Source organism: Nocardia sp. CDC160 (assembly GCF_035818795.1).
In the GTDB taxonomy this organism is placed as follows: Bacteria; Actinomycetota; Actinomycetes; order Mycobacteriales; family Mycobacteriaceae; genus Nocardia.
Map to the genome: position 1 here is coordinate 1212703 of NZ_JAYKYT010000004.1, position 12517 is coordinate 1225219.

Here is a 12517-nt window from a genome sequence, read left to right on the forward strand (position 1 = left end):
GCGCTAGCTGCTCACCGGGAGCCGGGCCGCTCGCTCGGCCAGGGCGGCGAAGGCCGGTTTGGGTTGCCAGGCCAGGGTGGTGGGCTCACCGTGGCCAGAGTCGAGGACGCGGACCAGACCCGGGCTGGCGAGATCCAGGTCGTCGAGGGGGTTTTCGCGGTGCGGGAGGTCGTAGCGTGCGAAGCAGTAGCAGAAGGCCGCGTCCACGCCTGCCGCGTCGAGGATGTCGAGGAGTTCGGTGATGTGGGCCGCTTGGGCTTGGTCGTCGCGCTCGTAGTTGCCGTTCAGGCGGAGCGGGCGGGCGGTCGCGGGGTCCCAGTCGATGATGTCGAAGCCGTGCGGGCCCGCATCGGGCGCGCCGCGGAAGCTCGAGCAGCCGAATTCGGTGATGGCTACCGGCTTTCCGAGGGCCTCGCCCCGCGCCGCCCAGGCGCGCATGGTGTCGGGGTAGTCGCGGGCGAGATCGGATCCCCGGTATCCGGCGTCGGCGGCGAGGATGTCGAAGAGGTCCCAGTTCACGTTTTCGAACGGGAGGCTGCAGTAGGTCAGCTTGCCGTGGAAGCGTTCTCGCGCGATTTTCGCGGCGCGGGCCAGAAGAGCGTTGACGCGCTGCGGGATTCCGGCGACAGCGCGCTGGCCCTCGGGTGTGCGTAGCGCGGCGGAGCGTTCGTCGAGGGTGTCGCCCGGCAGATAGCCCAGGACGAACATGGTGAGTTCGGAGCCGACGGCCAGCACGATGGTTGCGCCGCTAGTGCGCAGTTGCTCAGCGTGTTCCGCGCAGTCGGCGACGACAGCCAGGACCTCGTCCTCGGTGACGTCGTTCAGGAACGGGCACAACCACACCTCGAGATCGGCGGCAGCGGCTTCGGTGGCGGCCAGTTTCAGCCTGTCCGGGTAGCCGCCGGTAATCCGGACGGCCCGGCAGTGCAGGTCCTGCCGGATGACGCGCATGTCCTCGCGGACTCTCGCGGTTTCGAATGGTTCGTGCGTGCTGTTGCCGCGGTTCACGAAGCCGGTGTCGTAGCAAACGCCGATCGCTCTCATCGGCCACCTCCTGCAATTAAGGTACATCTCGTACTCTAACAAGGTACGCTCGGTACCGTTATGAGCGATACGACACCTCGTCCAACCCGCCGCCGGGGCACGGCACTCGAACAGGCCATCCTGCGCGCGGCCGTGGACGAACTGCTCGAATCCGGCTATCCGGGGATGACCATGGATTCCGTCGCCAAGCGCGCGGGCACCAATAAGAACGCCATCTACCGGCGCTGGCCCAATCGCGCGGCACTGGGGGTCGCGGCGTACCGGCAGCTCACCTCGGCCGCCCTCGACCTGCCGGACACCGGCAACCTGCGTGAGGACGCGCTAGAACTGTTGCGGCGCGCCAATTCTCATCTCGCGTCGCCGCTGGGCGAGATCCTGCGCAGCCTGTTGTCCCAGCTGGCCAACGAGCCGGAGTTGCTGGCGCAGTTGCGGGAGCAGGGGGGCGACGCCGGGGCGCGGCCGTGGCTGGCCATCCTCGAGCGCGGGGTCGCGCGCGGCGAGGCACCCGCGGCCGCCTGCGTACCCCGCGTCGCCACGACGCCAATCGACCTGCTGCGCAACGAGTTCGTGACGCGCGGTGTCCCGGCGGTACCCGACGAGGTCCTGGTGGACATCGTCGACACCGTCTATCTGCCGCTGCTGCGCGGCTATTCGGTACCCGGCTGACCGCTCACCGGTCTCGGAAATCCGCCAGCGCGTCCTCGGCGGTCGCGGGCGCGAACGGCTTGACCGCCGTCACCCGGAATTCCCGCAGCTTGGGTAGCGGACCGTCGGTGTCGACCAGGATCCAATCGTGGTGGGTCCGGGCCGTCATCGCCTGATCCCCGGCCGCGATGCCCTGCCAGGCGAAGTCGACCGCCACCGTCAGGGTGCCGTCGGCATTGCGGGCGACCTCGAGATGCTCGACTCGGTGCGCACTCGCCTCCACGGCCCCGGCGGTCCGGGTGTACCAGGCCGCGATCTGCTCGGGCGTCTCGGCCGAGCTGCCATCGGACAAATGCAGCACGGCGTCCTCGGTCACCAATTCCAGAATTCGGGCCGGATCCTTGGCGGGCGGCTCGATCAAATACACCCACGCATACACGAACGCGAGCACCCGATGCTCCAACTCGGCTTCAACCAGCGCGCCCCGCAACTGCTCAATCGTCGACTCGGACATGCTGGCAACTTTATCCCCCTGCCCGGAATGGTCGTACGCTAATAGTCCGCAATTCAGATTCGAGGCCAAGGGGATGTCATGCCTGCTGCATCGAATACGGTGGTGATCACCCGGCCGCTCGGCGAGGTGTTCGCGTATTTCGCGGATGCCACCAACAGTGCTCGCTGGCGGTCGGGGGTCAAGGAAATTGTCGCCGAGGGCGAGCCCGCGGTGGGGACGGTTTATCGGCAGACGGTGTCGGGGCCGGGTGGGCGCGGGATATCCGCGGATGTTCGGATCATCGATTTCGTTCCCAATGAAAAGGTTGTGCTCGAGGGTATTTCGGGGCCATTGCGGCCTACCGTCTCCTATGCGTTCGCACCCACGGGCGAGGGCACCGAGGTGACCTTCTCGCTCTCGGCGGAGTTGTCGGGGTTGAAGAAACTCCTCATGAACGGGCCGGTTCAGAAGACGATGAGCGCGGAGGTGGCGGGGCTCGATCGGGCGAAGGCGCTGCTGGAGTCCGGGGCCGCCTGACTCACCGCCGTCGGTGGCGAGGATCGAAGGTTTCGGTGGGAAATTCGTCATCGCCGCGCTTGTTGTCACCCCGCCGGGCAGGCCAGAAGCGGCTGGCGTATTGGCCGCGAATGCGGCTCAGATCGGGCTCGTCGATTTCGGTGATGCCGACCTGGAAGAGCATGAGCATGGTGGCCATGCTGACGGCAATGATCAAGGGGGTCAGCAATTGTCCGGCCTGCGCGCCGGACGGGGCGTGCATGTGGTCGGCGACGTGAGCGCTCATGGCGAACATGCCGGTGTAGTGCATGCCGCAGACCGCCACACCCATAATGAGGGCCGCGCTGATGGTGGCGATGATCCCACTCACGTGCAGGGCGAACCAGAGAGCCGCGGTGGCGGCGACCACCGCGATCACAATGGACAGCAACACGATCCACGGGTCGTATTGCACCGAGGCGTCGGTCTTCATCGCGTACATACCCGAGTAGTGCATCGCCCCCACACCGAGCCCGGTGATCGTGCCGCCGGTGATCAACGCGAACGCCTCCCCGTGCTGATGCACCACGATGTACAACCCCAGCCACACCACCCCCATGGCGATAACGGCGCTCAGGATCGTAATGGGCACGTTGTAGCGAATCGTGCTGTCCTCCACCGAGAATCCGAGCATCGCGATGAAATGCATGACCCAGATCCCGGTCCCCCCGAGCGCCACCGCCCCGGTCGCGATCCACCCACCGTGCCCATGCTGATTCCGCGCCCGCACCATGCACCGCAGCGCCAGCAACGAGCCCGTGACGGACATGACATAGGCCAGAACAGGGGTGAGCCACCCATAGGTGAAATGGTCAATTGCCAGCATGCGGGCTCCTTGCCAGAAAACCTGTCTATGACTGTTCACCAGTGAATGAGCCGAACACTAGCCAGAAACCACCAGGTAGTAAATTTGCCGCAGTACAGTCCGAAATAATTAGCTGAGTTTGCTGAGCGGTATGCACGCAGGTAGCCGGTGGTATGGGCGGGTTGTCCGGCCGACGAGGGTCGCGTATGCGGACCTTGACAGCTAGCACCCTGTCCGCAACCCCGAAAGGGCCGAAAGTCCCTCGGCCGCAATGAAAAAACCGCCGGGCGGTCCAGTGGACCGCCCGGCGGTGTCGAATCAGGCTGTCGCGGAGGCGATTACCAGCCGCGCTCGGCTGTGCTTACCAGCCGCGCTCGGCGAGGCGGTGGGGCTGGGGGATCTCTTCGACGTTGATGCCGACCATGGCTTCGCCGAGGCCGCGGGAGACCTTGGCCAGGACGTCCGGGTCGTCGTAGAAGGTGGTGGCCTTGACGATGGCGGCGGCGCGCTGAGCGGGGTTGCCGGACTTGAAGATTCCGGAGCCGACGAAGACGCCCTCGGCGCCGAGCTGCATCATCATGGCGGCGTCGGCGGGGGTGGCGATGCCACCGGCGGTGAACATGACGACGGGCAGCTTGCCGGTCTCGGCGACCTCGCACACCAGCTCGTAGGGGGCCTGCAGTTCCTTGGCGGCCACATACAGCTCGTCCTTGGACAGCGAGGTCAGGCGGCGGATCTCGGCGCGGATGGTGCGCATGTGGGTGGTGGCGTTGGAGACGTCGCCGGTGCCCGCCTCACCCTTGGAGCGGATCATGGCCGCGCCCTCGGTGATTCGGCGCAGCGCCTCGCCCAGGTTGGTCGCGCCACACACGAACGGCACGGTGAAGGCGAACTTGTCGATGTGGTTGGCGTAGTCGGCCGGGGTCAGCACCTCGGACTCGTCGATGTAGTCGACACCGAGCGACTGCAGGATCTGCGCCTCGACGAAGTGGCCGATGCGGGCCTTGGCCATGACCGGGATGGAGACGGCGTTGATGATGCCGTCGATCATGTCCGGATCCGACATGCGGGACACGCCGCCCTGGGCGCGAATGTCGGCCGGGACCCGCTCGAGCGCCATGACCGCGACGGCACCGGCGTCCTCGGCGATCTTGGCCTGCTCCGGCGTGACGACATCCATGATCACACCGCCCTTCAGCATCTCGGCCATGCCGCGCTTGACGCGGGCGGTACCGATGGTGGGGGTGGTGTCGGGCGTGGTCACGGCAAACTCCTGGGTCATGTGGGCCAATCGGAAAGTTTCGAATCGAACATGTCGATTCTAGGGCCCCCGTGCAGGCCACTTCATAGCCAGTCCGACACGACTGGACTGCCCGCCATCCGACTCGATGACGGGCGTCACACTCGCCGAGCTACCGGTTCGCTACCTACAGCGGTCCGACGACGAAGATCTTCGCCCAGTATTCGGCCGCCGCGGGGCCCATCATCGGTTCCAAGAAGTCGTAGAGCAGGTAAGACACGAAGAACTTTCCACCTTCCACACACGGCCCGCCGATCTCGTTGCGCGGCAGACCTTCCCAGCGACCCTAGCTATCGATCAGCCCAGTGTGAAGACATACCGGCTCGTCGGCACCAGATCCAGATTCAGATGCGCCCCGAACCGCACCACACTCTCCATCAGCGCGGTGACGCGACGTTGCAGTTCAGCGTCGTCCCCACCACTCCCGTAGAACGCGTGCGCACTCGTCATGGCCTCCATCGGGAACAGTTCCTCGACGAGCGCATCCACCCGCTTCCCCTCCGTAATGGGTTCGCTGACAGTGTTCTGCACATACCCGAACGTCCCCTGCGTCTCGATAGCCACCGGCGTATGCAGAACATGCCACCGATACAGCCACTCCTCCCGAGTCAGGTCCTCGGGAATCCGCAAAATCGCGACATTCACCAGCGCGTCGGTCCGCACCCCGTCCTCGACCACCGGAGGCTCAACCGGCCGCCGCTCCTCGACGACCCACCCATTGACCTCATCCGCCACCGTCCGCAGCACATCGGTGACGGACTCGCGCTCCCCCTCTGTCCAGACGCTGACAATCGCATCGATCGGCGCGTCATAGGTCGTGTGCTTCACCTGCGCGTCCGCAACGTCCGCGTCCCGCACATTGATCTGCAACGCCGTGGCCCCCACCCCCGCCAATTCCTTCCTCAGCCCCTCCCCCCGAAGCCGCTCCCCCAGCCCCTCACCCCACAACGCATACATCAACTTCATGCCGTAATTCCTTGCCACAGATCACCATTGATCGCCCCACGCTAACCCGGCGAACGGGCGAACGCGGGCGATCCGGCCAAGGATCCCGGTCAGCGGATGGAGCGGACTTCGGGGTCGGTTTCGGCGTCGGCGGCGGCGAGGGCTTCCGGGAGCAACTGGTCGAGGTGGTAGGGGTAGACGGTTTCGCCGGAGTGGTCTAGGTGGGCTATGTCGGTGGGGGTGCACCATTTGTGGCCCTTGATGGAGCGGCGTTCTATGTAGTCGAGGTTGGTGGGCTTGGCTTCGAAGTTCTTGACGCGGAGGGCGAAGAAGAGTTCTTCGGAGCGGATTAGTTCGCCGTTGAAGGGGAAGACGGCTACTCGGCGCCAGAGGGGGCCGCGGAGGGACGAGGAGTCCGCCGGGTAGCCGGTTTCTTCGTAGAGTTCGCGGATTGCGGCTTCGCGCAGGGATTCTCCGGGGTTGACGCCGCCGCCGATGGTGAACCAGAAGGGGACGTCTGGGACCTTCGGGTCTACGCCCTGGAGCAACAGGACTCGGTCGTTTTCGTCGACCAGGACCACGCGGGCGGAGGTGCGGACGGTGTCGACCTCGAGACCCGTTGCGGCGGCGGGGGTTACGCGTTCGGCGATTTCGAAGTAGGTGGGCAGGGGGGCGGTACCGGCCAGGTGGACCCAGCGGACCAGGCGGCGGGTGCGCAGGGTCAGGGTGTCGCGGACGGCGTCGTTGTGGAAGCGGCGGGCGATCAGTACCCGGGCTTCGGCGTCGGCGAGTTCGGCGACCAGCTGCGGGGGCAGCAGGGCGATGTCGACGGCGGACAGGGCCGCGGCGAGCTGGTTTTCGACGGTTTCGCGGTCGCGCCAGTTGGAGCGTTCGGCGCGGTCGGCCAGCGCGGTCAGGCGGCGGGCCTGTTCGACCAGGGCGGGGTCGTAGAGACCGGCCAGGGTGGTCGCCACCGAGCGGGCCACCACGGCGCGGCGAGCCAGTGCCGCGTCCAACGCGTGCCGGGCCTGGTCGGTGCGGACGTGCAGGCGGTCGAGCCGGTTCGCGGTGGTGTACGCCCAGACCGAGGCGGTGATGAGCAGGGCCGCGATGAGGGCGAGGACCAGGATGGTGGTCGCCGAGAAGGTGATCATCCGGCGGTCCTGACGCGGACGTCGCCGACGGTCACGGTCTCGTAGACGCGCAGGATCTGCTCGGCGACGACCGGCCAGTCGTATTCGCCGACAACCTGATTCGCGGTGCGGATGTAGTCCTCGCGCCGGGTGTCGTCGGTGAGCATGGTGTCGATGGCCCGCGCCAGCTCCCCGGAGTCCCCGACCGGCACCAGCATGCCCGCGCTGCCGTCGCGCAGCACGCGGCGGAAGGCGTCCAGATCGCTGGCCACGACGGCGGTTCCGGCGGCCATGGCCTCGACCAGCACGATGCCGAAGCTCTCACCACCCAGGTTGGGGGCGACGTAGACGTCGACACTGCGCATGGCGGAAGCCTTTTCGGCGTCGGAGACCTGGCCGAGGAACCGCAGATGCCGCGCGTTCTCGCCCGCCTCGCGGCGCAGCCGGTCCTCGTCTCCCCGGCCGACGATCAGCACCTCGAGATCCGGGTGCCGCCGCACCAATTCCGGTAGCGCGCCGAGCAATACCTCCATGCCCTTGCGCGGCTCGTCGAAGCGCCCCAGGAACAGCACCGACCTACCGGGCCGCGGATAGCCCGCCAGCAGCGGCGCGTGCGCGAACGCGGGAACGTCCACGCCATTGGGGATTTCGACGGCGTCCCCGCCGAGTGCCTCCACCTGCCAGCGTCGCGCCAGCTCACTCACCGCGATCCGGCCGCTGATCTTCTCGTGATACGGCCGCAGCACGCCCTGAAAGGTACTGAGCACCAGCGATTTCGTGGTCGAGGTGTGGAAGGTGGCCACGATCGGCCCCTCCGCGATCTTCAACGCCAGCATCGACAGGCTGGGCGCGTTCGGCTCGTGAATGTGCAGGACGTCGAAATCGTTTTCGGCGATCCAGCGGCGAATACGCGTATACGCCGTGGGCCCGAACGAGAGTCGAGCCACCGACCCGTTGTAGGGAATCGCCACGGCCTTGCCCGCCGACACCACGAAATCGGGCAGCGGCGTGTCGTCGGCGGCGGGCGCGAGCACGCTCACCTTGTGGCCGCGCTCGATGAGCACCTGCGCCAATTCCACGACATGCGCTTGCACACCGCCCGGCACGTCGAACGAGTACGGGCAGACCATGCCGATCCTCATAGTGCCCCTGTTCCGCGAGACCCGGCGTCAAACCCCAGTGTCCGCTGCGCGGCCGCGATTTTGTCCAATCTCGCCTGCGACAAGTCACTTTCCCACATGGGCTGCAGCATGTGCCAGTCGGCGGGATGGGCGGCGATATTGGCGGCGAAGACATCGGCCAGCGCCTGGGTCGCGGGGGCGATGCCCGGCGAGACGTCGATGGGCGGGAAGACCGCCATGCCCCAGCCCTCGGTGCCGTCGGTCTCGGTGAACCAGCAGTGCACGGGCAACAGCGCGGCTCCGGTTTCGACGGCGAGCTTGGCGGCCCCGGCGGGCAGCCAGGTGCGTTCGCCAAACATGCTGACCGGGACGCCCTTGCCCGTGAGGTCGCGCTCCCCCATCAGGCAGACAACCTTGTTCTGCCGCAGGCGATCCGCCAGCTGCGGGAACGGCGGCTGCTCGCCGCCGGTGAGCGGGAAGACCTCGAAGCCGAGGCTCTCGCGGTATTCGACGAAGCGCTCGAACAGCGACTCGGGCTTCAAACGCTCTGCGACGGTGGAGAATCGGCCGTGGTTCTGGACCAGCCAGACACCGGCCATATCCCAGTTGCCGGAGTGCGGCAGGACCAGCAGGGCGCCTTTGCCAGCTTCCAGCGCCGCGTCCAAATACTCGGTGCCGTCGACATGCAGCTGGCCCAGCGCCTTATGGTCCATCGACGGCAGTCGAAACGCCTCACGCCAGTAGCGGGCATACGAGCGCATGGCCGCTTCGATCAGACTGTCGGGTACCTGCGCGGGCGTCGTACCGAGCACGTGAGCCAGATTGCGCCGCAACATGTTCGGCTCCCCGCGATGCGCCTTCCGGTTCGCCCGCCGAGCCACCAAGTTCGCCCCGGCGTCGAATCCCTTGCGCACCATGCCTTCCGGCAGCCCGCGCACGACACGCCAACCGGCCGCGTACGCCTTGTCGGTCATCGCGGACGTGAAATCGGTGGTCACCGCTGCGGTTCCTCCGGAGCCTTCGCCACGGGGGCGAGAACATCGCGCGCGCCGGGCGACCTGCGCACCGCCAACACCCGCTGGAACACGGTGATGATGCTCAACACCGCGAGGATGTACATGGCGACGTAGACCGCGTAGCCGAGCCACTCGATGCCGTAATAGTTACCGATACCAGTGAATCCCGCCCCGACCAGCACGATGATGAGCCGGTCGGGACGCTCGATGAGACCGCCGTCGGCGGACAGGCCGGACGCCTCCGCCCGCGCCTTGGCGTAGCTGATGACCTGCGAGGTCACCAACACCACCAGGGTCGCCACGAACAGGTGCTTGGAGTTCTCGTGGTACACCGCCCACCAGGCCAGCGCCGCGAAGATCGCGCCGTCGGCCACCCGGTCGCAGGTGGCGTCCAGCACCGCACCGTATTTGGTGCCGCCGCCGCGGGCGCGCGCCATGGCCCCGTCCAGCATGTCGAACATGACGAACAGCCAGATCACCATGGTTCCCCAGAACAGGTGACCGGTCGGGAACAGCGTCACCGCCGCGGCGATCGAGGCGGTGGTGCCGATCAGCGTCATGGCGTCGGGCGTGAGCCCGGTGCTCACCAGCGCTTTGCCCAGGGGGGCAGTCGCTTTGGCGAACGTCTCGCGACCGAAGAAACTCAGCACGCTGCCCGTTGTCCTTTCGTGCCGTGTCCCTCGCTCATGCCTAGTCGGCTTCCTTCCACGCCCGTGCCAGCAGCGCCCGGGTTTCCCGCAGCAGCTGTGGCATCACCTTCACTCCGCCGACGACGGTAATAAAGTTCGCGTCCCCACTCCAGCGCGGCACGATATGTTGATGCAGGTGATCGGCGAGTGAACCACCGGCGACACCACCGAGATTCAGCCCGACATTGAAGCCCTCCGGCCGCGACACCTGCTTCATGACCCGAATCGCCTGCTGGGTGAACGCCATCAGCTCGGCGCTCTCCTCCGGCGTCAGATCCTCCAGATTCGCCACACGACGGTACGGCACGACCATGGTGTGGCCGGGGTTGTACGGGTACAGGTTCAGCACCGCGTACACCCACTGCCCGCGCGCGATGATCAGGCCGTCCTCGTCCGACATCTCCGGAATGTCGGTGAACGGGTGCCCGGTCTTCTTGGGGGCCTTGGGTTCCTCGACCTCGCCGGTGATGTAGGACATGCGGTACGGGGTCCAGATCCGCTGCAGCCGGTCCGGGTCCCCGGCCCCGGTGTCCACGATCTGCTCGGGCCGGGGCGCGGTCGGTTCACTCATTGATCGCCTTTGCGGATCTCGAAACCCTCCGCGGTCGGAGATGCGTTCTCGCGCCGCTGAATCCAGTCGGTGATGGTGGCGATGGCGTCGGCGACGGGCACGCCGTTGACCTGGGTGCCGTCGCGGAAGCGGAAGCTGACCGCGTTGTTCTCCACGTCGCGGGCACCGGCGAGCAGCATGAACGGGATCTTCTGCGCGGTCTGGTTGAAGATCTTCTTCTGCATGCGGTCGTCGGAGCGATCGACCTCGGCGCGAATATTGTTGTCGCGCAAGGCTTCGATGACGCCGTCCAGGTGCTCGGCGAAGGTCTCGGCGACCGGGATGCCGACGACCTGCACCGGCGAGAGCCAGGCCGGGAAGGCACCCGCGTAGTGCTCGGTGAGCACACCGAAGAAACGCTCGATGGAACCGAAGAGCGCGCGGTGGATCATGACCGGGCGGTGCTTCTGCCCGTCGGAGCCGGTGTATTCGAGCTCGAAACGTTCCGGCAGGTTGAAGTCCAGCTGAATCGTGGACATCTGCCAGGTGCGGCCCAGCGCGTCCTTGGCCTGCACGGAGATCTTCGGGCCGTAGAAGGCCGCGCCGCCCGGATCCGGGACCAGCTCCAGACCGGAGTCCGTGGCCACCTTGCGCAGGGTCTCGGTGGCCTCCTCCCACAGCTCGTCGGAGCCGACGAACTTCTTCGGGTCCTTGGTGGACAGCTCGAGGTAGAAGTCGTCGAGGCCGTAGTCGCGCAGCAGGCTCAGCACGAATTGCAGCGTGGAGGTGAGCTCCGCGTGCATCTGCTCCTTGGTGCAGTAGATGTGCGCGTCGTCCTGCGTCATGCCGCGCACGCGAGTCAGGCCGTGCACGACGCCGGACTTCTCGTAGCGGTACACCGAGCCGAATTCGAACATGCGCAAGGGCAGTTCGCGATACGAGCGACCGCGCGACCGGAAGATCAGGTTGTGCATCGGGCAGTTCATCGGCTTGACGTAGTAGTCCTGGCCGGGCTTGCGCACCGAGCCGTCCTCATTGAGTTCGGCGTCGAGGTGCATGGCCGGGAACATGCCGTCGCGGTACCAGTCCAGGTGGCCGGAGACCTCGAAGAGGTGGCCCTTAGTGATGTGCGGGGTGTTGACGAACTCGTAGCCCGCGGCAATGTGGCGGCGGCGCGAGTAGTCCTCGAGCTCCTTGCGGACGATGCCGCCCTTGGGATGGAACACCGGCAGGCCCGAGCCCAGCTCGTCGGGGAAGGAGAACAGGTCCAGCTCCAGGCCCAGCTTGCGGTGATCGCGCTTCTCGGCCTCCTCGAGCAGGCGCAGGTACTCGTCCTGGGCCTCGGGGGATTCCCACGCGGTGCCGTAGATGCGCTGCAGGTCCTCACGCGACTGATCGCCACGCCAGTAGGCGGCGCTGGACCGGGTCAGCTTGAACGCCGGAATGTACTTGGTAGTCGGCAGGTGCGGGCCGCGGCACAGATCGGCCCAGATCAGCTCGCCGGTGCGCGGATCCAGGTTGTCGTAGATGGTCAGCTCTTTACCGCCGACCTCCATGACCTCCGGATCGTCGATGCCCGACTTGTCGGAGATGAGCTCGAGCTTGAACGGCTCCTTGGCCAGCTCGACCCGGGCCTCCTCGACCTCGACCACCCGGCGCGAAAACCGCTGCGCGCCTTTGATGATCTTCTTCATCCGGGATTCCAGCTTGGCCAGATCCTCGGGGGTGAAGGGGCGCTCGACCTGGAAGTCGTAGTAGAAGCCGTCCTTGATGTACGGGCCGATGCCCAGCTTGGCGTCCGGGAACTCCTGCTGCACGGCCTGCGCGAGCACGTGCGCGGCCGAGTGGCGGATGACATTGCGGCCGTCCGGGGAATCGGCGGTGACGACCTCGACCTCGGTGTCCAGCTCCGGAATCCAGCTCAGATCCTTGAGGTCCCCCGCCGCGTCCCGCACCACGATGACCGCGCTCGGCCCCTTGCTCGGCAGGTCCGCCTCGCGCACCGCGGCCCCGGCGGTAGTCCCAGCCGGAACCCGGACGCGGGCGACTGGGGTCTGCTGGGCTGAGGTGGTCACGGCTGCGCACTCCTTGGCATCGTCATAGGCGAGAGGTCCCGCCAGGTCTGGTGCGAGGATCTTCTCCCCGCGATCGTGGCCGGTCACGAATCACATACCTCCGGCCCGCCCACTCTATCTGCACCCATATAACCCCGCGCCCGGCG

At 66.7% G+C, this 12517-nt stretch carries 13 protein-coding genes; 2 read left to right on the forward strand and 11 right to left on the reverse strand.

Annotated features, from left to right (window positions below; genetic code table 11):
- Nucleotides 1-3: 3 nt before the first annotated feature.
- Nucleotides 4-1044 carry a hypothetical protein gene (locus VMT40_RS26985; protein ID WP_326361579.1) on the reverse strand — a complete coding sequence of 347 codons (1041 nt, stop codon included), beginning with the start codon at nt 1042-1044 and terminating at the stop codon, nt 4-6.
- A gap of 60 nt (nt 1045-1104) precedes the next feature.
- Here VMT40_RS26985 and VMT40_RS26990 point away from each other — a divergent pair, with 60 nt between their 5' ends.
- Nucleotides 1105-1710, forward strand: coding sequence for a TetR/AcrR family transcriptional regulator (locus VMT40_RS26990; protein WP_326361580.1), 606 nt, complete (start codon nt 1105-1107; stop codon nt 1708-1710).
- Nucleotides 1711-1714: 4 nt separating this feature from the next.
- On the opposite strand, the gene VMT40_RS26995 is transcribed toward VMT40_RS26990, so the two are convergent.
- On the reverse strand, nt 1715-2203 hold the full coding sequence (locus VMT40_RS26995) for a nuclear transport factor 2 family protein (RefSeq protein WP_326361581.1): 489 nt from the start codon (nt 2201-2203) through the stop codon (nt 1715-1717).
- A 78-nt stretch (nt 2204-2281) separates the two neighbouring features.
- Here VMT40_RS26995 and VMT40_RS27000 point away from each other — a divergent pair, with 78 nt between their 5' ends.
- The gene (locus VMT40_RS27000; RefSeq protein ID WP_326361582.1) at nt 2282-2719 is read left to right on the forward strand and encodes an SRPBCC family protein; all 438 of its coding nucleotides are present in this window, start codon (nt 2282-2284) and stop codon (nt 2717-2719) included.
- A 1-nt stretch (nt 2720) separates the two neighbouring features.
- Here the strand turns inward: VMT40_RS27000 and VMT40_RS27005 are convergent, their stop codons facing one another.
- The 9 genes from VMT40_RS27005 to thrS all read right to left on the reverse strand — a co-directional run bounded on the left by VMT40_RS27005 (nt 2721) and on the right by thrS (nt 12371).
- Nucleotides 2721-3563: an MHYT domain-containing protein gene (locus tag VMT40_RS27005; RefSeq protein WP_326361583.1), complete on the reverse strand. Its 843-nt coding sequence runs from the start codon at nt 3561-3563 to the stop codon at nt 2721-2723.
- Between the two features lie 340 nt (nt 3564-3903).
- Nucleotides 3904-4806: a pyridoxal 5'-phosphate synthase lyase subunit PdxS gene (pdxS, locus tag VMT40_RS27010; protein WP_326307993.1), complete on the reverse strand. Its 903-nt coding sequence runs from the start codon at nt 4804-4806 to the stop codon at nt 3904-3906.
- 333 nt (nt 4807-5139) lie between these two features.
- Complete coding sequence (locus VMT40_RS27015) at nt 5140-5808, reverse strand: hypothetical protein (protein WP_326361584.1); 669 nt, start codon at nt 5806-5808, stop codon at nt 5140-5142.
- A gap of 89 nt (nt 5809-5897) precedes the next feature.
- The gene (locus VMT40_RS27020) at nt 5898-6938 is read right to left on the reverse strand and encodes an NUDIX hydrolase (protein ID WP_326361764.1); all 1041 of its coding nucleotides are present in this window, start codon (nt 6936-6938) and stop codon (nt 5898-5900) included.
- Nucleotides 6938-8062 carry a glycosyltransferase family 4 protein gene (locus VMT40_RS27025; RefSeq protein WP_326361585.1) on the reverse strand — a complete coding sequence of 375 codons (1125 nt, stop codon included), beginning with the start codon at nt 8060-8062 and terminating at the stop codon, nt 6938-6940. Before VMT40_RS27025 ends, VMT40_RS27020 begins: the two co-directional genes overlap by 1 nt.
- Nucleotides 8059-9015, reverse strand: a complete 957-nt coding sequence (locus VMT40_RS27030) for a phosphatidylinositol mannoside acyltransferase (RefSeq protein WP_326361765.1) — start codon at nt 9013-9015, stop codon at nt 8059-8061. Before VMT40_RS27030 ends, VMT40_RS27025 begins: the two co-directional genes overlap by 4 nt.
- 20 nt (nt 9016-9035) lie before the next feature.
- Complete coding sequence (gene pgsA / locus VMT40_RS27035; protein ID WP_326308011.1) at nt 9036-9707, reverse strand: phosphatidylinositol phosphate synthase; 672 nt, start codon at nt 9705-9707, stop codon at nt 9036-9038.
- Between the two features lie 40 nt (nt 9708-9747).
- Nucleotides 9748-10317, reverse strand: coding sequence for an HIT family protein (locus tag VMT40_RS27040; RefSeq protein ID WP_326361586.1), 570 nt, complete (start codon nt 10315-10317; stop codon nt 9748-9750).
- A complete protein-coding gene (gene thrS / locus VMT40_RS27045; RefSeq protein WP_326361766.1) occupies nt 10314-12371 on the reverse strand; it encodes a threonine--tRNA ligase in 2058 nt (685 codons plus the stop codon). The genes VMT40_RS27040 and thrS overlap by 4 nt, the downstream gene beginning before the upstream one ends.
- Nucleotides 12372-12517: the final 146 nt, after the last annotated feature.